The 25300-nt window shown below is 41.7% G+C and carries 26 protein-coding genes; 8 read left to right on the plus strand and 18 right to left on the minus strand.

What is annotated here, in order from left to right; genetic code table 11:
• The first annotated feature begins 65 nt into the window (after positions 1-65).
• Complete coding sequence (locus tag OO007_RS01255) at positions 66-971, plus strand: LysR family transcriptional regulator (RefSeq protein ID WP_325807411.1); 906 nt, start codon at positions 66-68, stop codon at positions 969-971.
• A 144-nt stretch (positions 972-1115) separates the two neighbouring features.
• Here the strand turns inward: OO007_RS01255 and OO007_RS01260 are convergent, their stop codons facing one another.
• From OO007_RS01260 to OO007_RS01270, 3 genes are read right to left on the minus strand one after another with little or no spacing between them, the layout of a single operon-like run.
• Entirely contained in the window at positions 1116-2171 is a 1056-nt protein-coding gene (locus OO007_RS01260) for an NADP-dependent oxidoreductase (protein WP_325807413.1), read from the minus strand.
• 25 nt (positions 2172-2196) lie between these two features.
• Positions 2197-3354: an iron-containing alcohol dehydrogenase gene (locus tag OO007_RS01265; protein ID WP_325807415.1), complete on the minus strand. Its 1158-nt coding sequence runs from the start codon at positions 3352-3354 to the stop codon at positions 2197-2199.
• Positions 3355-3384: 30 nt separating this feature from the next.
• Positions 3385-4080, minus strand: a complete 696-nt coding sequence (locus OO007_RS01270; RefSeq protein ID WP_131904227.1) for a type 1 glutamine amidotransferase domain-containing protein — start codon at positions 4078-4080, stop codon at positions 3385-3387.
• A 154-nt stretch (positions 4081-4234) separates the two neighbouring features.
• Between OO007_RS01270 and OO007_RS01275 the strand changes: the two genes are divergently transcribed.
• On the plus strand, positions 4235-5170 hold the full coding sequence (locus tag OO007_RS01275; protein WP_325807417.1) for a LysR family transcriptional regulator: 936 nt from the start codon (positions 4235-4237) through the stop codon (positions 5168-5170).
• Positions 5171-5209: 39 nt separating this feature from the next.
• On the opposite strand, the gene OO007_RS01280 is transcribed toward OO007_RS01275, so the two are convergent.
• Positions 5210-6187, minus strand: coding sequence for a DMT family transporter (locus tag OO007_RS01280; protein WP_325807419.1), 978 nt, complete (start codon positions 6185-6187; stop codon positions 5210-5212).
• Positions 6188-6523: 336 nt separating this feature from the next.
• On the opposite strand from OO007_RS01280, the gene OO007_RS01285 reads away from it, so the two are divergent.
• On the plus strand, positions 6524-6781 hold the full coding sequence (locus OO007_RS01285; protein ID WP_325807421.1) for a hypothetical protein: 258 nt from the start codon (positions 6524-6526) through the stop codon (positions 6779-6781).
• A gap of 70 nt (positions 6782-6851) precedes the next feature.
• Here the strand turns inward: OO007_RS01285 and OO007_RS01290 are convergent, their stop codons facing one another.
• Positions 6852-8156: an aminotransferase class V-fold PLP-dependent enzyme gene (locus OO007_RS01290; RefSeq protein ID WP_325807422.1), complete on the minus strand. Its 1305-nt coding sequence runs from the start codon at positions 8154-8156 to the stop codon at positions 6852-6854.
• A gap of 239 nt (positions 8157-8395) precedes the next feature.
• The gene (locus OO007_RS01295) at positions 8396-9640 is read right to left on the minus strand and encodes a PDC sensor domain-containing protein (RefSeq protein ID WP_325807424.1); all 1245 of its coding nucleotides are present in this window, start codon (positions 9638-9640) and stop codon (positions 8396-8398) included.
• A gap of 197 nt (positions 9641-9837) precedes the next feature.
• Here OO007_RS01295 and OO007_RS01300 point away from each other — a divergent pair, with 197 nt between their 5' ends.
• Complete coding sequence (locus OO007_RS01300) at positions 9838-10887, plus strand: S1C family serine protease (RefSeq protein ID WP_325807425.1); 1050 nt, start codon at positions 9838-9840, stop codon at positions 10885-10887.
• Between the two features lie 162 nt (positions 10888-11049).
• A complete protein-coding gene (locus tag OO007_RS01305; protein ID WP_325807426.1) occupies positions 11050-11478 on the plus strand; it encodes a hypothetical protein in 429 nt (142 codons plus the stop codon).
• Here OO007_RS01305 and OO007_RS01310 read toward each other — a convergent pair whose 3' ends face one another.
• The 4 genes from OO007_RS01310 to OO007_RS01325 all read right to left on the minus strand — a co-directional run bounded on the left by OO007_RS01310 (position 11479) and on the right by OO007_RS01325 (position 14355).
• Positions 11479-11928 (minus strand): hypothetical protein, encoded by a 450-nt coding sequence (locus OO007_RS01310; protein WP_325807427.1) that lies wholly within the window; start codon positions 11926-11928, stop codon positions 11479-11481.
• A gap of 237 nt (positions 11929-12165) precedes the next feature.
• Entirely contained in the window at positions 12166-13170 is a 1005-nt protein-coding gene (locus tag OO007_RS01315) for an acyl-CoA desaturase (protein WP_325807428.1), read from the minus strand.
• A gap of 13 nt (positions 13171-13183) precedes the next feature.
• Positions 13184-13981 carry a fatty acid desaturase gene (locus tag OO007_RS01320; protein WP_325807429.1) on the minus strand — a complete coding sequence of 266 codons (798 nt, stop codon included), beginning with the start codon at positions 13979-13981 and terminating at the stop codon, positions 13184-13186.
• Positions 13978-14355 carry a thiol-disulfide oxidoreductase DCC family protein gene (locus tag OO007_RS01325; RefSeq protein ID WP_325807430.1) on the minus strand — a complete coding sequence of 126 codons (378 nt, stop codon included), beginning with the start codon at positions 14353-14355 and terminating at the stop codon, positions 13978-13980. Before OO007_RS01325 ends, OO007_RS01320 begins: the two co-directional genes overlap by 4 nt.
• A 369-nt stretch (positions 14356-14724) precedes the next feature.
• Here OO007_RS01325 and OO007_RS01330 point away from each other — a divergent pair, with 369 nt between their 5' ends.
• The gene (locus OO007_RS01330; RefSeq protein WP_131904235.1) at positions 14725-15042 is read left to right on the plus strand and encodes a DUF5665 domain-containing protein; all 318 of its coding nucleotides are present in this window, start codon (positions 14725-14727) and stop codon (positions 15040-15042) included.
• 15 nt (positions 15043-15057) lie between these two features.
• On the opposite strand, the gene OO007_RS01335 is transcribed toward OO007_RS01330, so the two are convergent.
• A complete protein-coding gene (locus tag OO007_RS01335) occupies positions 15058-15387 on the minus strand; it encodes a DUF1127 domain-containing protein (protein WP_325807431.1) in 330 nt (109 codons plus the stop codon).
• 262 nt (positions 15388-15649) lie between these two features.
• On the opposite strand from OO007_RS01335, the gene OO007_RS01340 reads away from it, so the two are divergent.
• Both OO007_RS01340 and OO007_RS01345 read left to right on the plus strand, forming a co-directional pair.
• Positions 15650-17065, plus strand: a complete 1416-nt coding sequence (locus tag OO007_RS01340) for an aminotransferase-like domain-containing protein (protein WP_325807433.1) — start codon at positions 15650-15652, stop codon at positions 17063-17065.
• Between the two features lie 239 nt (positions 17066-17304).
• Complete coding sequence (locus OO007_RS01345; protein WP_325807435.1) at positions 17305-18180, plus strand: META domain-containing protein; 876 nt, start codon at positions 17305-17307, stop codon at positions 18178-18180.
• 238 nt (positions 18181-18418) lie between these two features.
• Here the strand turns inward: OO007_RS01345 and OO007_RS01350 are convergent, their stop codons facing one another.
• The 7 genes from OO007_RS01350 to OO007_RS01380 form a co-directional block, all read right to left on the minus strand.
• Positions 18419-18772, minus strand: coding sequence for a DUF1428 domain-containing protein (locus tag OO007_RS01350; RefSeq protein ID WP_325807438.1), 354 nt, complete (start codon positions 18770-18772; stop codon positions 18419-18421).
• 41 nt (positions 18773-18813) lie between these two features.
• Positions 18814-19200 (minus strand): VOC family protein, encoded by a 387-nt coding sequence (locus OO007_RS01355; protein WP_325807440.1) that lies wholly within the window; start codon positions 19198-19200, stop codon positions 18814-18816.
• 102 nt (positions 19201-19302) lie between these two features.
• Positions 19303-20310 (minus strand): helix-turn-helix domain-containing protein, encoded by a 1008-nt coding sequence (locus tag OO007_RS01360; RefSeq protein WP_325807441.1) that lies wholly within the window; start codon positions 20308-20310, stop codon positions 19303-19305.
• Between the two features lie 210 nt (positions 20311-20520).
• On the minus strand, positions 20521-21885 hold the full coding sequence (locus OO007_RS01365) for a TRAP transporter large permease (RefSeq protein ID WP_131904242.1): 1365 nt from the start codon (positions 21883-21885) through the stop codon (positions 20521-20523).
• On the minus strand, positions 21885-22514 hold the full coding sequence (locus OO007_RS01370) for a TRAP transporter small permease (protein ID WP_131904243.1): 630 nt from the start codon (positions 22512-22514) through the stop codon (positions 21885-21887). The genes OO007_RS01365 and OO007_RS01370 overlap by 1 nt, the downstream gene beginning before the upstream one ends.
• Positions 22515-22651: 137 nt before the next feature.
• Entirely contained in the window at positions 22652-23653 is a 1002-nt protein-coding gene (locus tag OO007_RS01375) for a TRAP transporter substrate-binding protein (protein ID WP_131904244.1), read from the minus strand.
• A 290-nt stretch (positions 23654-23943) separates the two neighbouring features.
• Complete coding sequence (locus tag OO007_RS01380; RefSeq protein WP_325807445.1) at positions 23944-25299, minus strand: sigma-54-dependent transcriptional regulator; 1356 nt, start codon at positions 25297-25299, stop codon at positions 23944-23946.
• Between the last annotated feature and the right edge of the window lies 1 nt (position 25300).

The raw sequence follows: 25300 nt of genomic DNA on the forward strand, positions 1-25300 counted from the left end.
GATAGTACAAAGCACAAATGATTATGTATAATTATCATTAATTATAATTTTAAGTATATATCGTAATGATAAATCCAATTTACCTACGTAGTTTTTGTACCCTTGTGGAAGTAGAGCATTTCACGCGTACCGCCGAACGTCTGCACATGACACAGTCGGGCGTCAGCCAGCATATACATAAACTTGAAGAGCAATTAGGTCGAGCACTTCTGATTCGACAAGGTAAACGGTTCACCCTCACCGATGCCGGCGAACTTTTGTATAAAGAGGCTAGGGAAATTATTTTATCGCTCTCCAACCTTGAGCAACGAGTCAAAGAAGACCACGCCTTTGAAGGAGTTGTCAGGATAATGTCGCCGGGAAGCGTGGGGCTCAAGCTGTACCCTCACCTGCTCGATTTACAACAGCAGCACCCTAAACTGGTGATTGATTATCGCTTTGCTCCCAATTCCGATATTGAAAAAGCCATATCCAATAATGACATTGATATCGGTTTTCTGACGAGCCCTTCAAACCTTGCTGACGTCAATATCAATGCGGTTGCTGAAGAAGAATTGTTACTGGTAACACCGGGGAATTTTTTAACGCCAGACTGGGAACAGTTACTCGAACTAGGCTTTATTGATCACCCTGATGGCGCATATCATGCTGGCTTGCTGTTGGGTGCAAACTATCCGGAATTTCAACACAGCAACCAGTTTAAAAAGAAAGGGTTTTCTAATCAGATCAGCCTGATTCTGGAGCCCGTGAGCAGAGGGTTTGGCTTTACCGTATTACCGGCATTTGCGGTAGAAAATTTTCAAAACACATTACAAAATTCATTAAAAAATACGATACAGAAATCACAACTGATTAAAACCCACCGCCTTTCCAATCCAATCAGTGAGACCTTATATCTCGGTACCAAACGCAGTAAGTCCTTGCCTAACAGAGTGAATACGGTTATTGAAGAAGCAAAAAAGTGGCTGTAAGTACGGGGGTGTCAATTTAATGCAGACATTACGTTATAAAAGAGCCATAAAAAAGCCCGAAGACGATGCTTCGGGCTTCGGGCTTTGTACTATCCTAAACGGATAGTGATAAAAATAGCGATAAAATAGTCTACTACCGAACAGTTAAAGCGCTTCTGGCCCAACCTGCATTACTAACTTGCCGAAGTTTTTGCCTTCTAACAAACCAATAAATGACTCTACGGTATTTTCTAAGCCGTCAATTAGATGCTCGCGGTAGTTAATTTTACCTTCTTGCAACCATTTAGACATGGCTTGGCTAAATTCATCATAACGGTCGCCATAATCATCAAATACGATGAAGCCTTGCATCTTGATTCGTTTGGTTAACAAGGTACCCATAAGCATTGATAAACGATCAGGACCTTCTGGCAAGCTAGTCGCATTGTATTGTGAAATCAAACCACATAATGGCACACGTGCTTTAGGGTTTAATAACGGTAGAACTGCATCAAATACTTTGCCACCGACATTTTCATAGTACACATCGATACCAGCATCACAGGCTTTGGCTAATTGCTCAGCAAAATCTGGGGCTTTGTGATCGATACACGCATCAAAACCGAGATCTTCAACCGCAGAGCGACATTTCTTTTCGCCACCAGCAATACCAATGACATTACAGCCTTGTATTTTGGCAATTTGACCAACCATGCTACCAACGGCTCCAGTTGCAGCGGCGACCACCACGGTTTCACCCGCTTTAGGTTGTCCGATATCCAGCAAGCCCATATAAGCAGTCATGCCCGGCATACCCATTACGCCTAAAGCGTAAGAAGGTTTTGTAGGCTCTTTGCCTAATTTCAATAAGCCAGCGCCATTCGAAATCGAATAATCCTGCCAGCCAGAATACGAAAGTATCCATTCACCGACTTCATAATCCGGGTGATTAGATTCTGCTACGCGACATACTGTTCCGCCTACCATCACTTCATCAATTGCTACTGGTTCTGCGTATGATTTCGCATCATTCATACGGCCACGCATATAAGGGTCTAGGGATAAGTACACCGTACGCAGTAGCACTTCGCCTTCTTTTGGCGTTGGTATATCTGTTTCTACAAAATTAAAATCGCTTAATTTTGGCGCCCCTTGTGGGCGAGCTGCCAATAGCCATTGACGGTTATTTTCAGCGTTTTGTTTATTTGAAATTGTCATCATTTTTTCCTCTTTTAAAGACTGCTGTTTACAGTGCAGTCACTAAGATTTTACGGCTAACTTCAGGCGTAATATCGCCGTGTTCACCTAATTTCACCATGCCGTGCTGTGTTAGTTTTTCAATCAAGCCATCAATGTCGGCTTCGCCTAAATCAACATCAGACAAACGCGTTGGCACTTGCATGGTTTTAAAGAATTCTTCAGTCAATTCAATCGCACGACTCACGCGTGAATCTTCATCACCTTCAGTAAGGTTCCAGACACGATCGGCATACTGTAATAGTTTCTCTCGCTTAGCTTCGGTACATACTTTCATTACCGCAGGTAATACGATCGATAAAGTACGCGCGTGGTCAATGCCATAAGCACCGGTTAATTCATGCCCGATCATGTGAGTCGACCAATCTTGTGGAACGCCTGCACCAATGAGGCCATTCAATGCCATGGTTGCCGCCCACATAATGTTGCCGCGAACTTCCAAATCATTCTTAGTTTCAGCGACTAATGCTTTTGGTCCTTCTTCGATAAGTGTTTGCAACAAACCTTCAGCAAAACGATCTTGTACTTTGCCGTTAACGCTGTAAGTCAGGTATTGCTCCATGGTATGTACGAACGCATCGACGACGCCATTGCTGATTTGTCGATCAGATAACGACAGTGTTACTGAAGGATCAAGTACCGCAAATTGAGGCTGCACAAAAGGACTCATGAATGGCAGTTTGTTGCCATCACGAGTAACTACCGAACCACTATTTGACTCAGAACCCGTTGCTGGCAGTGTTAATACACATGCAAGTGGCAACGCTTTGGTTACCACTGCGCCTTTAGCGACGAAGTCCCACGGATCATCTCCTTCAAATAGCGCTGCAGCTGCGATGAACTTCGTGCCATCGATAACTGAACCACCACCAACTGCTAATAAAAAGTCGATATCATGTTCTTTGATTAAATCCTGCGCTTTCATCAAAGTGTCGTATTTCGGGTTTGGCTCGATGCCAGAAAACTCGAACCAGGTATGCTCACTTAATGCAGCTGCAACCTGATCGTAAACACCGTTCCCTTTGATAGAACCGCCACCATAAGTGACTAATACTTTTGATGTCTTTGGAATTGCTTCGCTCAGGACTTTAATCTGGCCTTCGCCAAAATGAATTTGAGTGGTATTTTGAAAACTAAAATTTAACATTATTTTCTCCGTATCTTTTTGTGGTTACACTTAAGAAAGTGCAGCTAATAATTTTTCTGCTGCTAGCTCTGAGCTTGCAGGGTTTTGGCCACTAATCAGTAAACCGTCCTGAATTGCAAAAGCATTCCAGTCAGACACTTTTTGATAATCGCCACCACGTTTCACAAGTTCATCTTCTAATAAGAAAGGCACAACATCAGTCAATTCCACGGCTTCTTCTTCGGTATTTGTGAAACCAGTAACTGCTTTGCCTTTAACAAAAAATTCGCCATCAGCATCTTTAATATTCAGGAAGGCAGCTGGCGCATGACATACCGCAGCGATCGGCTTATTGTCGGCGAGGAAACTTTCGATGAGTGCAATAGAATCCGCATTTTCCGTTAAATCCCATAATGGACCGTGACCGCCCGGGTAGAATACAGCGTCAAAATCTGAAGATTTCATTTCTGCTAGTTTGTGCGTATTTGCCACTAATGCTTGTGCTTCTTTATCTTCATCAAAGCGTTTAGTCGAAGCTGTTTGAAAATCTTCCATTTCACTTTTTGGATCGATTGGAGGTTGTCCACCTGCTGGTGACGCTAGGGTTATCTGAACACCAGCATCTACAAATGTGTAATAAGGTGCAGCAAATTCCTCAACCCAAAAACCTGTCTTTTCTCCGGTGTCTCCTAGCTCTGCATGAGAGGTAAGTACCATTAATATTTTTTTACTTTTTAAATCAGTCATTGTTTTATCTCTTCTTTTATTTGTTAAAACTACTTTCAAAGTTAATAAGGTTCGTCTGTTATTTCGACGTTGAGTGCATTCTATTCCTCACTGATGTATTGAACAATACGGAGAAATTCAACAACACTGTTAGAATTATTGATACAATCCATGCATGGATGTGCAATTTGAACAACTTAAAAGCATGGTGGTGTTTGCTCAGGTGGTGGAGCAAGGCAACCTGACCGCTGCTGCCAAACATATTGGCTTATCCCGAGCCGTTGTGAGTTACCACATAAAAAAGCTGGAATCACAGCTTGGCGTAAAACTGCTGAATCGTTCCACACGATCGATCGCATTAACCGAAGCGGGAATGGAGTATTACCAATCCTGCCGGATCATTTCTGAACAAGCTGCTACAGCGAATCAGCAAATGGAAAACCTTAAAAACGAACCCGTCGGCTTATTAAAAATCACTTGCCCGGTTAACGTCGGTTTACAGATTCTAGTGCCAGCACTCAACGACTTTCGTCGCCTCTATCCAAAAATAGAATTAGACGTGATGCTCACAGACGAAGTGGTGAATATCATGCAGGAAGGTATTGATCTGGCTATTCGTGGGGCGCCGTTAATTGATTCAGGCTTACAGGCGAGCAAGCTATCTACCTTACCTACCTGCTTATGTGGTTCACCGGCCTATTTAAAAAAGCACGGTCGCCCATCGACACCTTCAGAATTATCTCAACATGCATGGGTAATTTATAAGCTCACCTCGGGGGCGATTACCTTAAGCAAAGGCGGACGCTCATACAGTGTTGCCGTCAAAGGTAGCATTAGCACCAATAATGCGGCGGCTCGTACCGCCTTTGTTGAAGGCGGTCATGGTTTAGGGCGAATACCTCTTTACGATGCCTGGCCCAAAATTAAAGCCGGTTTATTAGAAAGGGTATTAGAAGATTATCATCTCGATAATATCGATGTTTACGGTGTGTTTCCGCCGGGCAGTGCCGGATCAAAAAAGCTACGCCTGCTGATCGATTATCTTAAAGATTACTTTATCAAAGCCGACAAGCAATCCTCGCAAAATACACTGTTATCGAGTAACGGATAGGTCTATCTCATAGATAAAAAGACGTTGTTAAAAAAACGCCTATAAGTGGGGGGGTGACTTTTTTATCCCGCTGATTAATTTACCGGGACTTGTTTTAGCCCTGAGTAAACCCACACCTATCATTACCATCAATAAACCGATTGCATGGGTCCAGCCGAACGCTTCGTCCAGCAACCATACCGCCAACAGAATAGTTACCACCGGCCCGATACTGCCAGTAATACTCATGCGGGTGGCACCAATACGGCTGATCGCCTCGCTAGTAAAAAAGCTGGGAATCAGGGTACAAAAAATAGCTAATAAAAAACCTAATAGCCAAAGTTTTGGGGATACATTTAAATCACTCAAGTCGCGGGTGCTGAAGAATTGAATCACAATCCAGATGGTTGCAGTAGACATCGCGATGCTGGTAAAAATAAGACTACCTAGGCGCGTAATAAAGGATTTGCTGAATATCACGTATAGGGAAAAGCTCAACGCAGCGCCACCGACTAAAAGCGTTCCAAGTCCGGTATTGCTGTTCTCCCCTGATGATTCGTTCATAAACAGAAAAGTAACGCCGAGATAACTAATAATCAGCGATGCAAACACCCGACCGGTGATTTTCTCGCCAAAAAATATCCAGCTTAGCAAAGCCACCATCACCGGATAGGTGAACAAGGTTAAACGTTCCAGTTGAGCGGTTATGTATTCAAGCCCGAGAAAATCCAGATAAGATGCGAGGTAATACCCCATAAAACCCAAACCGACGATTAGAAAGAAATCGCTGGTTCTTAATTCGACGGCTTTTTGAGGACGGGTTTTGATCGCATAAGCGAGAACCATCAAATAAAACGGCATAGCGATCATCATTCGGATCATTAAAAGCGTGGTGGCATCGATACCTTCGTTAAAGGCCATTTTTATCAATACCGACTTTAATGAAAATAAGGTGGTGCCCGCGATAGCAAAAGCAAAACCGGTTGCTATATTCCTTTTTTCAATTTGATCTAGAGTATTTTCCTGAACCTGTTCCATGTGACACCTTGTTGCTTTGCATTGATTGCAATGTACTTTCTGGATAGCTGAAATAAGCCTGAGCAAATGGAACTTGTAGGGAGAACCCGAGCATTTACACTCTGATAATTGCTGTTTTATGAAGTCTAGCAGTCACCCCCCTACTTATGAGGGGTTTTTCTAATCCTTATTTTTATATGGCATATAACTAGAAATTAAGTAAAAAAATAATAATCAAATTTAAAAAAAAGTAACTTTGAGTAACTCCAAAAACTTTTACATTGCTTACAAAGCATATATAATTTTTTCACTAATAATAAAAAATACATTACATTTATATTTTTATAAGGGCCCAATATGAAAACAATAAAACTATTACTTCCATCTTCTCTTATCGCAATATTACTTACAGGGTGTGCAACAAGTATTCCTATTTCATCACCTAACGGGAAGATTGGACATGCAATCAATTGCTCAGCAGTTACCATGGCACAATGCTACCAAAAAGCTGGGGAAATGTGCGGAGGCAGGGGCTACAATATTTTAAATCAAAAAAACCAATCTCAAGGCTTTTTTACTCCCGCTGATAAATCATTAGTTGTTGAATGTAATTAGCTTTTATCTTCATCTAACCATCAAAATTTACTCAGACAGCCCACAAAAATGTGGGCTATCTGATATATGCTCAAGATTCGTTTTCATGAGTTGCCATTTTCTGAGTAATCGCTAAAAACTTATCAACATCTTCGATTGAATGACAATGCAAAGGCGAAACTCTGATTGCGCCTTCGAGATCAAATGATTCGAGCATACGTTTTGAATACAGGCTGGTGTTCACTCTTTCAAACACGGTCACGCCTTGTTTATCGTATTGTTTAACGGCTGAAGCTGGGTCTATCTTTTTAAAGTTGATCGCTAGAATCAGATCTCGTTTTGTCAGATCATCATGGTCTAAATAGACGTCGAGATTCTCCATCACGCGCAATCCTGTAACGCCTTCTGCACCGTTCAACATTCTTGATAATAAGGCTCGCTCGTGCAGTGCAATCATCTGCATGCCTGCAGTAAATTGATTACGTCTTGTTGCTTCTTTAAGGTCTTGATCTTCTCTGGTTGCAAGACTGCAAACATAATCAATGACTTCAGTGAACATGCCGTACTGCGCTGGATCAGAACTGCCTAAGTCCCAAATATGGCTTTTCTTGCCGCTGAGTTTGTCATGTGGCAATTCTGCCGCTCGCTCAGATAGCCATGCTAATCCCATGCCGCGACAGCCAAAGAATTTATACGGTGCGATATTGATGCCATCGATTGGAATATTTTTCAAGTCGATGATTTCGTGAGGCGCATGCTGGACAGCATCAACAATGATATATAAATCAGGTTTGATTGCTCTGGCAGCAGCAACAATCGACTCAACATCGAGTTTTGCACCTGAAATATTCGAGGCGTAAATCACACTTAAAAGTGCAGTATTTTCATCGACTAAACTTATAACCTCATCAACATCAACACCACCAGTGACTGGGTTGCTTTTCGCGACACGTAGCTCTCGATTGGTGCGGCTGGCGTTTAACTCCATCGCATCATAAGACGAAGGGTGTTCCAGAATAGTGGTCACGATATTTGTACCAGCAACATTTTCTGTAATGACTCGCACCATATCAAACATCGCTTTGGATGCGGTGAGTGCTGTATAAACCGTGCCGCCTTCGACATTTAGCAACATCCGGAAGTCTTTCTGACCTTTATTCTGTATCCCCTGAAGGTGGACTGCCGTGTCATGCATTCGATCGAGACAATCTGGGCTAGCCGAAATTTCTGCGTATCGTTCTACCGCTTTTTTCAAACGGAAAGAGCCGCCAGCATTATCAAAAAACAAACGGCTACGACCGTTTAAATCGACATCAACATGATAAAAAGAATCTTTTACATATTGCATCGTCTCATCTGAAAACAACTCACCTGAATTTTTATTTGAATTTCCCACCAAAACACCCTCTAAACCGTTACTTTAATCATGAATACATTATTTAACACACCCCCCTACTTTTAGCCGTTTTTTTGAAAAAGGCAAATAATTAAATATTGTGTATAGATGAAGTAATCATTGTTTTGATGGTTGTCTGGATATTTATATTCATTTCGAACAATAAAACAGAGAAATAGACAGGGAATATTTCAGAATAGAATGAGCTATTTCAGCAAGCGTTTAACCAAGGATAATTTCTAGATAGAGCAGACTTCACCTTCGTAGATATCCATCACCGACTTGAGTTCATCGTAGATGTACTGGCGTTCCTGATCATTTAATTCAGCCAGAAACTCTGGGGGTGTTTCTGATGAAAGTTGCATTAGAATCTGATTTATTTCGAGGCAACCACGAAGTGCAATCTCTTCGATTAATTTATCCATTTCAGCTTTGTTAACTTCACTGCCAGACTCGCTGTCTGCATTTTTTTCGTCAGCGATTTCTTTCGTCTTTGCTTCAATATGCGCATCGATACCAAATATCTCATCTGTCGAGCCGAACCAGAATTCCAGTCCTTTCTCTAAAAAGTCATCGAAGGTTAGATAATGCGTGCCATCACAAGAGAAATTCAGTCCGACAAAACCATTAACCAGATTCAAAGAACCAGAGCGCAAATACACCGTATCATCTGCAAATCTCAAGGCGAAAAACTGCTTAAAGGTATTACATACATCGGGCTTGGGAACGATATTGCGTTCAAAATAAGGGCGTTTAGGATAGGCCAGACACACTTCAGAATCGGATAGCTCATCCATGGTCAAAATACGGTAGGTATAGGGGTCATCAACGTGCCAGATTGTTACTCGACTGCTGGAGTAATGAATCTGACAATGGTAAACCCCGTGCTCGGTCATTAACTCTTCGAGTATTGTCATGACTTCCTCGAGGCGTTTATCCATCTGGCTTTCGACACGGGATTGCATGAACAAACCACCGCGAATGGCAGGATCACCCTTGATTTGACGCCATTTACGTGGCTCTTCGTAAATCTTGTCGTTACGCGGCAATTCGCGCAGGTCGTAATCTACGCCAAGAAAACCAAGCCGTTCGCCTTCCTCATTACGAATGATTTGTACCGCGGTCAATGAGGGGCGTTTCTGGTTTTTACTGATATAGGCACTGGAGAGTTCAAAATCGTCGCCGTCTCTGACAGAGAACAGGTTTACCAGATAAGGTCGTTGCGATCTATCGCGCCCTAGGTGCTCTGTAATTTCACCTTCGTGTTTAACAGTGTTACTTATCTGAATCCCATCTTTATCGAGGACATAGATGTATTTGCAATAAGGCAGACTTTTCTTTGCCAAGGTCAAAAAGTCATTCAATCGCTCTGGCTTACCCATGTAAGGCACAAGATCACTCGCAAGATCAGATAGCAATCCCCCGATTAATTTACTCAGGTGTTTACGCTGTTCTTTTACTGATTTCTGAACGATAGAATCCATCTAGTTGAGTCCTATTTTGCTTATTCTTGTTAGTGAGAATAGCACTTCATAGTCACTCCTCATAATTTCCTGTTAAAGATTCCTGCTAAAGATTCCTGTTACAAACTCCCATTAAAAAATTCTGATAAAAATCAGGGAACAATTTGTGAATTCAATGTGTCTTAATTCCACATTATTAATCTATTTGGGAGAAAGTCATGAATCAATCCATGAGTAAAAATATTTCACTCATATTATTAAGTAGCATCAGTATTCTTGCTGGCACGTCATTAACCGCCAAAGGCAATGAAACTGCTCAGGGCAATCAACTTTCATACAATCAGCCAAACACGGTAACGAATCCCGCTCAGATAAAATGGCTGGGCGTTTCATTAGGGCAGTTATCCCCTGCGATGCAAAGCCAGTTAGCAGCACAACTTAAAAATGGCGCGGGTGTCATGATAACCGATGTACAAGCACACTCTCCCGCTGAGAAAGCAGGACTTAGAGCTTTTGATGTTCTGACGCGTTTTAATAAAACACCTGTGGCAAATAGTCAGCAAGTTTATAGTCTGGTACAGCAGAGCAATACTGGAGACGCTATCAACATTGAATATATCCGTACGGGAAAAAAACACACTACCAGTGCAAAAATAGGATCGCGCGAGATTAGTCCACAACAAAACTGGAGCCAACCATTTATGGGCTGGCCGAATGGCAATCAATTTGGTGCCTGGCCTAACTTTGGCAATGATCCATTCTGGAATTCACCACCCCGTTGGAATCATCCATTTTTTCAAAACTTTGACAGAAGCTTTAACAGAGGCTTTGACAGAGATTTCAACTCTGGTTTTGACAGGAATTTTACGGCTCCGTTTTATAACTTCCCTGCTATGCCGAGCTTCCCTGATTTCCCTAAAGATTTCGGGAAACAGTTTACTGACAAAAATGGCAACAACGTCCAGAGCTTTTCTCAGTCAGAATCGTTGAGCATGGAAACACTCAAAGATGGAAAAATTCATATCGAATTAAAGTCTAAAGATACGAATAACGATGAGAAAAAATTCGTGTTTGAGGGCAAACGCGATCAAATCATCAAAGATATTCAACAACAGAAGGACCTGCCTGAAGTGCAAAAACAGAAGTTGATAGGTGCCATTCAGGGAAGTTTCTCAACGTTCTTTAATAGTTCTGATTTTACCTCTAGCCTTGATCCCGACCTGCAAAATAGTACGCAGAACAAGGAAAAGAAAAGGTTGAGCTACTGAAATATGAGCATTTAAGCTACTATATTAACGCAAGTTTATTCGAGTTAGATTTAAGAGAATAAAATCGAAAGAAAATAACCGCCGGAGGAAATAGCTGTTTTATTTCCCCGACGGTTATTCAGTTGAAATGTAAAAGCACGAGTATTTAACGAAAAGGAAATCATGAAAATAAAACAGTTAATCAAAACACTTATCTTGCCCGTATTATTAATTTCAACTGCAGTAGCGCATGCCAATGAAGTCGAGATTGTCGATGTAAAAGTCCATCAGGCAGCAAATAAAACATGGACCTTTGCGGTAACGCTTAAACATGAAGATGCAGGTTGGGATCATTACGCCAACGAATGGCAAGTGATTGCACCTGACGACAAAATTTTAGCAACGCGCACGCTCTATCACCCACATGTGAATGAACAGCCTTTTACACGTAATACTTCTGGCGTAGAAATTCCCGCAGATATAACAACGGTGCGTGTCATTGCCCGCGATACTGTCCATGGGCATTCTAAAACTGCGATGCAGGTGAACCTGAAAACCAAAGAAGTTAAACCAGTGATGCTGGCGCTTAAAAAGACCAAAAAGAAGAGCTGATTACAGCTTTTCTGAAGACGTTTTAATCACAGCTTCTGGCAGCATGACATCTACAAATTTATTTGTTTGATAATCAACATAGACCTTCCTCACCAGCAAATAGAATTGAAACGCAACGACCGCAAGGCTTATCGCAATATAAAAGCTATGTAACAGCCATGGCGAATTCCAGTTTGTTCCAAATGACAAAATGAGTACTGCAACAAACGTATAAGACACGGCACCGTGCAGAAACAACAATAAGCTTGTTAGATTGATGCGATTTATCAAAATCATTATTCCTCCTAGCAAGCCTGATGCACCGCCAGAAAACAGTAGAAACTGAACCACCACCTGACTGAATGTTGTATGTTGAAAACCACTCGTGACCAACGAGCCAAATCCATAAAACAATAAGACCGTTGCGAACAGGCCCAGCGGTAAAATAGGGTAAATAAACACAATAATCATTAGAGTCTTAAAAGACTTAATGTTGATGTTTTTTATCATAATTTTTTCGGGTATCTTTAATTTTTCAGACATTTCTAATTCCTCATTTCTGATCAAAATTTTGTGATTCGGTGACTGCATCATAAAGAACTCAAATGCAGTCAAACTGATACTTATGTGGTGATACTGTGCAGTTGACTTACTTTGTAAACTAAATGTTCAAGCTAAGTGCGTAAGCTGATTACTCATAAAAAAATGCTAACTCGATGCCTGTTGAAAATGACTGAGTAATGGACATTTCTGTGGAAGTTTCATGGCTCCTCTTACCTGGCTTCTATGCTCAATAGGCATTAATTCTTCTCTATAATCTAAATCAGCAGGAAGCTTCACATTCCACACTAATCCTAAATTCATGAGCCTATTCAACACCCACCAACCTGGGTCAGATTGGTTTTGATAAAGACCCAGCATCGCTGACCCGGGAAACGCATGATGATTGTTGTGCCATGACTCACCCATCGTAAGTAAACCAGCGAAGCGAACATTGTGACCTTGAACAGCGGCACCATTGACATGCCAATCTCGTTCGCCTTCGTTGTGCGCGAAATAGCCGACTAGCCAGTGACCTGTTATGGAAACGACAATGCGTGCTGAAATCCCCCACACGACCCAAGACACGCCACCAAAGTAGAATAAGACGATTGCCCAGGGGAGTTGTTGGAGCATCCAGTTGTTTTCCATGAAGCGATAGATACGATCTTGCTTTAAATCATCTTCTGGCAAAAATTCAGGAGCATGGTCCAGTTTCAAATCGCAATGCAATTGCCACCACGCATCTTTGATGATGCCGCTGCCATGACGTAAATAAGCATGACAACGCGGTTTACGTTGCGCCCAATCTCTGAGGTCATGCTGATGAGTCATTCCCAACGGGCCTGCCATACCCACCAATACACCAAGGTGAACAAAGAAATACTCGAGCCATTTCGGGCATTCGTAGCTGCTGTGAATGAGGCGACGATGCATGCCTAATGAATGACCTAGGCAAACTGTGGTAGCCGTGAATACTATAAAAACAGCCAAAGCGGAGAGGGAGAAAAAGTATGCGCCACCCACAACCGCTATGAATAAATGAGAGGTATACCAGAGTGATTTTGCAGGGACCCAAAGTACTTGCCCAAACTCTCCATTCGTCAATGTGTTTTCAGCCATGCGTGGGCTTTCTTTGTGCGTTTTCATTTTTAGTTTTGTTTGATCTTTCATTGGTTTTCCTCGGTTAAATGACAGTTTTGTAATTGATTAAACCCGCGCTATCTAAACGCTCGGAAAGCTGGGGTAAATGACAGGTAGGTATCGCGGGGTAGTTGTGATGCTCAAGATGAAACAACATGTTGTAGGCAAGTGGGCTCAACCAACATGATCGAAGTGTTCTTGAGTCGTAATCAGAAGCGTTATCTTCGCAATCATGGTGCACACTCCATACGGTAAACATCGGTGATATCGCATGCGATAACAGCATCAACACGGTATGAATTTTTAGCGCATCAATGTCCCACCAAAACCACACGGCACTCATCCAGAAAACGTTTAATGCAATTTCAAATTTTATCCAGAAGTTCTGCTTAAGGCTTTTTATAGCGCTTCGGCTTAATGCTTCTTTATGCAATTTAAGGGTAAATAAAGGCGCTTGTAGCAACATGCTCCAAAAGCCTAATTTAGCGATATAGCCTTCTACATCATTTTCTTCCAAACAATGGCGATGGTGTTGCATGTGTGTGACTTGCGTGGCGCGCATTGATGTCATCATGAAAACACTCAGTATTAACATCACGACATCTGTCGCGGTTCTGGAAAGCCCCAGACAATAATGAAACGCATTATGCGAAACGCGTAAACAGGTCAGAAAAAAATAGGCGGCAGCAAATAACATCAACATTGTGTGCTGGTTAGCCGCTGCCCACATTTCTAAAATAAACCAGGGCAATGGCAATGAAATTTCTTTGGCAACTTCCCAAGGCTTGTATTTGACGAGATCTTGCCACTCATTCGTTTTTAATATTCTGTTAGTGCTCATTTGCGCCTCCCAGAAAAAGTCATGCGATGCTTGGCGAGAAATTCATAGAATTTTGCTAACAGTGGGTGCGTCTTGGGCAGCTTACGAATCAATCCAGAAACTGCTCGGTAATACGGTATTTTGTCCCACAGGGTGAGCATCGCTTCCAACCCGACTTGATGCACACCGCTGCCGTCTTTAATGTGGATGAGCCGCATCGCATCGTCATAATTGATGCATTCTTCCTTAAGTGCATCCGCATCATTACTGATATCAACCCAGTCGATCTCTTCGTTTTGCGGAGACATCAGCATTTGATAGCGCTGTACTTCGCGCTGGCATAATGGACATGCGCCATCGTAAAAAACACGAATGGTTGAACTGCTTATTGTCATCTCTATCACCTGTTTTATTTCGCTTAATCGTTGAATGACTCAAACAATAATCAAAAGGTTAAGGCGATACTTCTGTTCGGATAATTCAGGAACACAAAATTATATTTACATTTAAAAATCAGCCAGTTAGAAAATTCCAGAATGATAATATGGGATAAGTAAAACGAGGAGATAAGAGAAAAAAGAAAGGAAAAGACGACGAAGATAACAACAAAATAAGCTATGCAAGGTTCTTAATATTTTATCAGTGCATACAGCCTCTAGTTTTAACCGTCAGCTCAGAAATTTTGGCGAACAACCCAATGGAAAGGTAAACTACTGAAAAATGAAAGCTCTGATCAAAGCATTCGACATTTATAAGGAAAGAAAATGGATAAAAACGAAGAACGCGCCAATCATGCACTCAAGGAATTTATTCGCTATTCATCTAGCCCCTGGCGCATTGTCTGGACCAATTTTGTCGCGGGTGTTTTTAGAGGCTTAGGCGCAATCATTGGCGCGTCGGTATTTATCGCATTTTTAATTTGGTTGCTGACGTTATTTGTCGACGCGCCATTGATTGGTGAATACGCACAGAACGTAAAAGATGCCGTGATGGGTTATGTAAACGATACTAATTACAATGACGAGTTTAGTCGTCTTGGAGATACCCTAGATAGAATAGAGGGCGAACTTAAAGATAAATAAAGGCACCCCCCCTACTTATAGCGAGTTTTTTATAACTTTATTACTGCACTCGTTTAATGGGAAATGACTATGCGTTTCTACGTTATTCTGCTCCAGGTTTTTCTCTAGGCTATTCTGCTGTTTGTTGTGCATATCATGACCTTTCCAGAAAGGTTTATTAGCTTCTTCCTCTGCCTGCTGTTTGCTGATGCCGATATCTCTCAAGCGGTTTTCATCAAGTCTAAGCAATGCTTTCCTACTGCTGTAGCGATGTTTATATAGAGCTAGTTGCTTTAAGTACTGATCCAAACATTCCTTTAAGTACCGCAGGCTTAAACGGTTAAGTAAGCCTAATTGTGACTTCATGCTGTGCTCCTTTACTAATTACGTTATTACTGTCTTCATTTAGACAGTTGCTGCTATCTGTGTATTGCTGCTGTTTAGATACAATAAGCGTAAGTCGAAGAGCATTACAGATTCAAAAATCACAAAATTAATAGAAGACAGATGAAAAAAACCTGATCTGTCATGTTGTTTAAAAAAAAATCTGTACTGCTTAAAATCTTATAATTGTAAATCTGTCATGCTTATGTAATATTTTAGAATCAGCAAAACCAGACCATTTTCCATGAAGCTATACGAACAGTTTTCAACAGAAATTAAAGATCAAATTGAGCATGGCTATTATCAGCCAGGACAAAAGCTGCCATCGATCCGGGACATGAGCACAACCCGTGGCGTGAGCATTTCAACTGTTCAAGAGGCTTATCACTTGCTTGAAGATACGGGTATGGTGATTAGCAAACCGAAATCTGGCTATTATGTTCAGCAGCAACAGAATACCGATTTACTCCCAGATATTAGTCGCCCTGAACAAAAGCCTGTTGATGTTGCCCATTGGGATGAGGTACTCACCCTGACGACCACCGAAAGTCATCATAACTTTGTTGCATTTGGGGGTGGCGCACCTGATATCACCTTAAAAACACTCAAACCCTTGCAACGTATTCATGCTGATCTTTCGCGACAGCACCCCCGTTGTTTATTTGAGAATGCCAAAGGCAATGGGCTCGAAGAATTGAGAGAACAGATAGTTCGGTTGATGCAAAATTCAGGCTGCTTTCTTCACCCTGATGACATTGTTATTACCACTGGTTGCCAGGAAGCGTTGTCGCTGAGTTTAAAAGCGATTAGCAAACCCGGTGACATTATTGCGATTGATTCACCGAGTTTTTATGGCTCGATGCAAGCAATTCAGTCCAACGGTTTAAAAGTCATAGAAATACCGACGCATCCTGAAACAGGTATTAGTATGACGGCCTTAGAGTTGGCGTTAGAGCAATGGCCAATTAAAGCCATTCAACTGATACCCACGTCTAATAACCCGCTGGGTTACATCATGCCGGAAAAGAACAAACGAAAATTATTAGCGTTAGCAGAACGTTATGATTTTGCCATTATCGAAGATGATATTTTTGGCGACCTTGTTTATCAAACGCCGCGACCTAAATCGATAAAGTCTTTCGACACCGAAGGTCGTGTATTGATGTGCTCCTCTTTTTCGAAAACCGTTGCGCCAGGTTTGCGCATTGGCTGGGTGGCTGCTGGGCGTTATGGCGAATTGCTTACCCATTTGAAATTTATAACCTCGCTGGGTTCTACCGCTTTACCTCAGCTTGCACTCGCGAAGTTTATTCAACAAGGTTATTTCGAAAAGCATTTGAGAACAGCCAGAACTCAATACCAGCGTGGTCGAGATTGCATGATCCACTGGGTCCAGCAGTATTTCCCTGAAGGCACTAAAATGACTTACCCTCAAGGCGGTGTGGGCTTATGGGTAGAATTGCCGGGTGATATTGATACCTTGGAACTGAATAAGGAATTATTAAAATATGATACCGCTATCGCTCCCGGCACCTTATTTTCAGCATCGGATAAATACCGAAACTGCTTGCGATTGAATTATGCGAACGTACCTAACGATAGAATAAAAGCGGCAGTTAAAACGATTGGAGAGCAAACAAGCTTAATGCTAAAAAAGTAGAGTCCGTTTTTCCCACGCATAAGCGCATAAGTCGCCTGATTACTAATAAGCTAAGGCACCCCCCTACTTTGGGGGCTTTTTTTTTTGCATTTACCTTAGTGCAATTTATCCAAACTTTATCCAAAATTTAATCGAACGAAAAAAAATATTAAAAAATGTTTTCGATTTATTGAAACTATTTTAAGCTCGCATTGTTATATAAAGGTCAATACATATAATCATTTCAAAGGATTGAATGAATGAATCAAGCTAAAAACCCACTGTTACTTTCACTTCTATTTATAGCGGCATTGCTGATCAGCGCTTGTTCGGATAACGATAAGAAGTCAGATGAAAGCGCGTCGCTAAAAGAAAGCGCAATGCCAAAAGAAGACGCGACGCAAAATGAGAGTGCGACACAAAAAGAAAGCGTAGCCAAAGTAGAAAACGCCACCATTAGCGGCAGTGTCAATTACAGTGAAAGTGCGACACCACCGGCAGAATCTAAACTGTATGTGCGGTTAAATAATGTCTCACTTGCCGATGCTTCTTCAGTCAATATGGAAGAGCTTGTTTTCGATCTTTCGGATCTTAGCATTCCCGTTAACTATGAATTTAGTTTGCCAAAAGACCAATTGAAGGCGAATGAGCAATATGCCGTTCGTGCTGAAATTCGTGGAAAAGATGATGGCTTGCTGTGGACAACCGATACCAATAACCCAGTTGATGCAGCAAAGACCTCACAAACCCTTGATGAAATCATGATGATAGAAGTAAAACCAGTCACTGCAGGAGATAGCATTCTGGACCTCATCAGTGTCGTCTGGGAAGTCAACAACATCAACGGCACAGGCGTCATTGCCAACTCGGAAACTAATCTAACATTTGCTGCGGACGGCAAAATAAGTGGGCTTTCTGGCTGTAATAACTACTCGGGAGATTACAAAATACACAATGGAAAGTTAAGCATAGGCAAGTTAGCGGTAACCAAAAAAGCCTGTCAGCCAGAAGTAAACGGTCAGGAAATACAGTTCTTGAATGCGATCGCTTCAGTGGATGATTTTTCTTTCAACTCAGAAGGCTTTTTAGTCTTGAAAGGCAGCAACGGTAAAACGATAACGGCACAACGCCCTTGATATCGGGTTTATTAATTTGGTATAGCTTAATTGATGTGACTGAATTGATGTAACTGAATTTGATAGAACAAAAAACGAATCGATAGATCAATAAAGAAAAAAGTGCCTCAAAGGTGGGGGGTGTAAATAATTTGACACCCCCCGGCTTTGGGGCACTTTTTTATCCCAATGAAATGCACTGGTCTTTGAGGTTATCTCACCGCGATTAAACTACTGCTACTTCGCGGCTATACCAGAACTATTCGTTAACCACCCGTTGAAACCCACCAAAGATAAGGCGGCTACCATCAAACGGTATTGAGCCTTCCTGCATATCCATACGTGGGTCTTTCATGACTTTTTCCATACCTGCATCCCTGACGTCTTTGGATGGCCAGACAATCCAGGAAAATACCACAGTCTCGTCTTCTTTACATTGAACCGCCATGGGAAACGAGGTGAGTTCACCAGAAGGAACGTCATCACCCCAGCATTCCACGACGTTTAACGCGCCATATTCTCTAAATAGAGCCGCTGCTTCGGTGGCGTGTTGTATATAGGCGTCTTTATTTTTATTCGGGACTGCCACGACAAATCCATCTATATAGTCCATATCACTATCCTCAATACAATATCCTCAAATCAATCAAAGAATTAACTCATCGAATGCAAACCTATGATATTACCTTCGGTATCCACAATCAGTGAAATAAACCCAAATTCTCCAATAGACATTTTCGGCTGTTGGATTTTTCCACCAGCACCAACCACGCGTGACTCTTCGACGTTGCAATCATCACAGGCAAAATACACGATAGTGCTATTGCCACCAGCAGGGAAGCCATCCATTTTCACCAACGCACCCGACGCGCCATAACTTTCCATATCTGCCGGAAAGGCCATCATTTGCATATCGTCTTCAGAATTTGTTGGGTCTTCCAGATTCTCGAGCTTTACCGCGAAGACTGTCTGATAAAACTGTGTTGCTCTGGCGATATCATCGACATAAATCTCAAACCAGCTAATTGGATTCATCGGCATAGTTATTTTCTCCTTCATATAGAATGCATTACGGTGTGTTTTTTAAAAGCCACCCCCCTACTTATAGCAGGTTTTTTAACACTACTTAGGATTGAACAAAGATCAATGATGCTTTTTTTGCGTCTTGCGATAGTTACCAGGCGCCATTCCTGTGATCTCTTTGAAGGCGGTATAGAAGTTTGATTGTGAAGTGAACCCTGTGGATAAGCCGATGGATAACACCGACGCGTTAGGCTCATCAAGGAGTAATCGCTTTGCTTCAGTAATTCGGTATTCCCTCAGCAATTGAGAAAAACTCTTTTTGAATCGTGTGTTAATTAATTCGGACAATTGATGGTTGCTGATACCCATTTTTTCAGCAAGCGAAGCTAGACTCAAACCATCTTCTACGTAGAGCTTTTCCACTTCTAGTAGTTGACGTAATTTAAGCACCAGCGCTTCGCTATCCAGATTATTCAGCGTACTGGTAGCGTATGCCGCTTCCGCTGCTTCGGCGACTTCCTGAGTAATGTCGGGAAAACGTAATAAGGTGAAAATAATCACCACAAAACTCAGGCCAAGCAAACAGGCATAACTCGTGTAGAAAACGTAATCGCTGATAACGGGCATTAACACACCAATGATTAATACCAGAATAGCGAGCAAGCCAATCGCGAATAGCGCCAGTAATTCTAATTTAAAGCGTGAGCGTTGTGCTCTTAAAGAATAAATACTGTAAGCCAGCCACATCACATAACCTGTACCAAATACAAAGGCGAATAGTTGGGCAGTACTTGAAGGTATCAATAGCGAAATGAGCGCGGGCAACAGATGCAATAACTGTATCGGTTGGTAGCTATTTTCTACCCGTAAAACATCACGGATAAAAAAGTAAAAAGCGGGCGAAACGATAAACAGTAAAAAGACATAAAACCGGGAATTCACCATATTTCCCTGATTCGCCAGAAAGTCATAATGAATCAATTGCATCGACGCTAAACCCAATAGCAACACAACGCCTGCAGCTTTGGATAACCACTTACCTTGATAGTGATTGGTGTTGGTATCCAAATGCGTGAATATCAACACCAGCGCGCTGATTACTGAGAAACCGCAAAGTAGAAAGGTCATTGTATTGATCATGGTAAACATGAGGATAGTTTACAATAAAAGCTTCTGCAATCTCAGTGAGTTAGCCTAACGGTTATTAATCGTTTCGCGCCTTAACTCTTCTCATAAACGTATGGATAAAAAAAAGGGGCGTGATTAATAAAAATCACACCCCCCTACTTTTAAGCACTTTTTTTATCTTTATTTAGATCATCAAATAAAGATATCAACTTACTTGGTAATGATCTCAGGCCCCATAAACATCGTTGGCAACCATGTTGAAACAGATGGAACATAAGTTACGATGATCAGGAAGATGAACATAATCAACAACCAAGGTGCTGCCGCTTTAACCACGTTGAGCATCGACATGCCTGCAACTCCGGCGGTTACGAATAGATTAAGCCCCACTGGCGGCGTGATCATACCTATTTCCATATTCACCACCATGATAATTCCGAGGTGAATCGGGTCTATACCCAACTCTATCGCAATCGGGAAAACCAACGGAGCAACAATGATAAGAAGTCCTGATGGCTCCATGAACTGACCACCGATAAGCAATAATATATTTACAATAACCAAAAACATAATCGGACCGAAACCGGCAGATAACATGGCTTCGGTAATCATTTGTGGAACACGTTCTTCGGTAAGTACGTGCTTTAATATCAATGCATTCGCAATGATAAACAGCAACATGATCGTCAATTTGCCCGCTTCTAACAGACTGGTCTTGGTATCTTTATGCCAGAAAACCGAAAGACCACGCCATAACAACATGACTCCGCCTTTACCTTTAGATTTAAAAGGTCCCATGTCTTTATAGACAAAGTTAGCAATCAAGAATGCATAGATCGCCGCAACTGCTGCAGCTTCTGTCGGCGTAAAGATGCCTCCGTAGATACCACCAAGGATTATAACGATCAGCATTAACCCCCAGATTGCATCTTTCGCGGCAGAAACTATTTCACCCCAACCTGCCCATGGCTGTGAAGGTAGGTTTTTCCAGCGAGCGACAATGTAAATACCAATCATCAACATTCCGCCAGCCATCAAGCCGGGAATAACACCAGCGAGGAACATTCTTCCCACCGATACGTCAGTCGCAGCAGCGTATACCACCATCACGATTGAAGGCGGAATAAGAATACCCAAAGTACCCGCATTACAGATAACGCCCGCCGCGAATTCTTTGGTGTAACCCACCTGAACCATACCTGCGATTACAATAGAACCTATTGCCACAACCGTAGCTGGCGATGACCCTGAGAGTGCGGCAAACATCATACAGGCAAAAACAGATGCCATTGCCAAACCACCGCGGAAGTGCCCCACCACAGCAATAGCAAAACGAATAATTCTATGCGCCACACCACCGGTGGACATAAACACCGAGGCTAAGATAAAGAAGGGTATCGCGAGCAACGTATAGTGCCCTTCGAAAGCCGAAAATAAGGTCTGCGCAACCGATCCTAAAGATGCATCGGAATGAATGAGTAAAAATATGATACTGGAGAGACCCAGTGAAATAGCAATCGGTACACCGATTAGCATGAAGCCGATTACCATCAGGAAAAGTATTAAAATATCCATTAGTCTTTTCCTCCAGCTGCTTCGTTCTCAAGTTCTTTTATATCGTCTTCAACTTCGTGAGCGGCTATCAATTTATTGACATCTCCCTGATAAATTTTCCAACCCACCTGCAAATAGCGGAAGGTAATTAAAGCCATGCCCAAAGGCAGAGCCATATAAGGAATAAAGCGAGGTATCTTCTCGTACTTCTCTCCTTCATTAAGCCAATCAGCCAAAAACATAAACATTTCCGGCATCGGAATGTCCTGAGTTTCTAACCAGGCTCGTTCAGTAATAAATGGATACCAATAATCCCAGGAGCCAATTAATAACAAAATGGAAAATGCCATACAAGAAGCCCAAGCCAGTAATGCCAGTACTTTACGAGCACCCGGTGAAACCGCATTGATGACGACATCTACGCCTATATGTATATGTTTTTTAACGGCGTATGAAGCGCCCATAAGGACCAACCAGGCAAATAAGAATACGGTTATTTCCAAGGCCCATAAAATATTGCCATTAAAAATATACCGCGCGATAACATTCGCAAAAGTGATTAGTGTCATCAAACCCAAACATATTGCTATGCTGGTTTCTTCGATACTATCCACTATTTGTCCGATCTTTGAAGTCGGCTCAGGAGTCATAATTGGACCTATGATTTTGAGAGTGAGAGAAACTAACTTTTTATAAATAGTTTTATAAAAAGGTTGATTAAAATTTGATAAAACAACGGCCAGATATACTGACCGTTGAGTAACTACATTTATCTACAAAACAAACCTTACTTTTGGTTTGCTTTTAAAGCAGCGTTCATTAGGTCTTCACCAATGTCGCCTTCAAACTTCTTCCATACTGGCTTCATTGCATCAACCCAAGCCTGACGTTGCTCAGGGGTTAAAGTACGAACTTCACCACCAGCTTTGATCACGTTAGCTTTATTTTCGTTATTCACTTTCGTTGATTCAGCGTTACGTGCTTCTGTTACTTCTTTTATGATAGTTGCCAGTTGAGTACGTACATCATCAGGAAGTCCATCCCACCATTTGCTTGAAGTTACTAATAAATAATCAAGAATACCGTGATTGGTTTCGGTTGTACCATCTTGTACTTCGAAGAATTTCTTACCGTAAATATTCGACCAGGTATTTGATTGTCCATCGATTACTTTGGTTTGTAGTCCACCGTACACTTCTTTAAAAGACATTTTTTGTGGTGATGCGCCTAGCTGCTCAATCTGTGCAACTAATACATCAGAAGCCTGCACACGGAACTTAAGACCTTTCGCATCTTCCGGCTTAATTAAAGGCTTATTAGCAGAAAACTGCTTCATACCGTTATGCCAAAAAGCCAAACCTTTAAGACCACGACGAGTCATTGAATTCTTTAGCTTCTCACCATCTTCAGAGTTTTGAAAACGATCAACTGCATCAACATCTTCAAATACAAACGGTAAATCAAAAATACGGAATTTCTTCGTGAATTTTTCAAATTTTGATAATGACGGCGCTGCTAATTGAACATCACCATTGAGCATCGCTTCTAATACTTTATTATCATCATAAAGCGTTGAGTTTGGGAAAACCTCCATACATGCTTTGCCATTCATTTCTTCATTGACGCGTTTTTCAAGAAGGGTTGCTGCTATGCCTTTAGGGTGCTTATCAGTATTGGTAACGTGACTGAATTTGATTACCATCTCGCCTGGATCACATTTTGCCTGTGCTACTGAAGTTGTAAGCACCATCGCTGATGCAACGGCTAAACCTAATAATGCTTTTTGCATGTTTTTCTCCTATTGAATAAAATTATTTTTCTCTGAACAAAAAAATGAGTTCAGGTTTTATATAGCACAGAGTGTGCCAACTTTCGCTACTGGAAAGTGCTACTTGTGTTTGATAGATAACTGCCTGATTCGTAAGAATTTAGTTTTTACGAAATCTCAATTTATCCCTATGTGGTATAAATTATAGTAGTAAAACTGGCGAATGTTCGCCATCCACAGAAAAAAATAGGCGGAAAACCGCCTATTTCAGTCTGTATATCAGAATGATTATTTTGTGATAGCGCTTTTAGTTAATTTAAATAACTTTTTCGCTCTAAATCGAACTTTACTAATTTATCGGACAAGGTTCTTCTGGGTAGCTGCAGCGCTTCCATGACTTTACCAAGGTTACCTTTATGCTCTATGAGCGTTTGCTCAATCACACTTTTCTCAAACCCGGCAACCTGTTCTGCGAGGCTTAAACCTTCCTCTGAAGCATTCGATTGCATGATCTCCTGAAGCTCAAATCCAACACTCTCACCCAGTAGCACATAGCGCTCGGCAATATTTCTTAATTCTCTGATATTACCCGGCCAGTCATGCTCTAACAGTACTTTCACCGCTTTAGAGTCGAGTATAGGCATTTCCCTTTTGGTTCTCGCCGTTGCCACTAATACAAAGTGTTGAAATAGCATCGGTATATCTTCCCGTCTTTCGCGCAATGGTGGCAGCTCTAGTGTGACGACATTCAAACGGTAATAGAGATCTTGTCGAAATTCATTTTTTTCAGCAGCAGTTTTCAAATCAACTTTTGTGGCTGCTAACACACGAATATCCAGAGGTAAGGATTTGTTTGACCCTAAGCGCTCGATACTTCTTTCTTGCAATACTCTGAGTAAGGGCACCTGAGTTGTAAGCGCCATGCTTTCAATTTCATCCAGAAATAAGGTTCCGCCATTTGAATGCTCAAATTTACCAATGCGTTTCTGTTTTGCGTCGGTAAACGCCCCTGCTTCGTGGCCAAATAATTCACTGTTGAGCAATTGCTCCTGAATCGCACCACAATTGATGGCGACAAAGTGATTATCACGACGCTTACTTTGTTCGTGCAATGAACGGGCCACTAATTCTTTGCCGGTTCCGGTTTCACCCATGATCAATACATCGGTATCTGCATCGGCAATTCTTGTAATCATTTTGCGCAGTTTTAGTATCTTGGGTGCTTTGCCAATAATTCTAGGTCCAAGATGGTTCTGACTGGCTAACTCTTCTTTTAACAAGCGGTTTTCTAAGCTTAATTCGCGTTGATTAAGCGCTCGATTGATCTTATCCACCAATAAAATATTAGAGAAAGGCTTCTCAATTAAATCATAAGCACCTTTACGAATAGCATTTACCGCAGTAGAAACATCGGCATGACCGCTAATGAGGATAACGGGAAGTTTGGGGTCTATCGCCAAACTATGGTCTAAAAACTCCAAACCATCCATTTCGGGCATACGGATATCACTTAAGACCACCCCGTTAAAACTCGTCGAGAGCAACGGCAATACCTCTTTAGCAGAACTAAAGGCTTCCACTTTTATATCAGCAAGCTGTAATGTCTGCGAGATTGACTGCCTGACAGTCTCTTCGTCATCGATAAGTAATACGGTAGGTGAATTCATA

It is taken from the genome of Cocleimonas sp. KMM 6892 (genome assembly GCF_035798195.1).
Lineage (GTDB): Bacteria > Pseudomonadota > Gammaproteobacteria > Thiotrichales > Thiotrichaceae > Cocleimonas > Cocleimonas flava.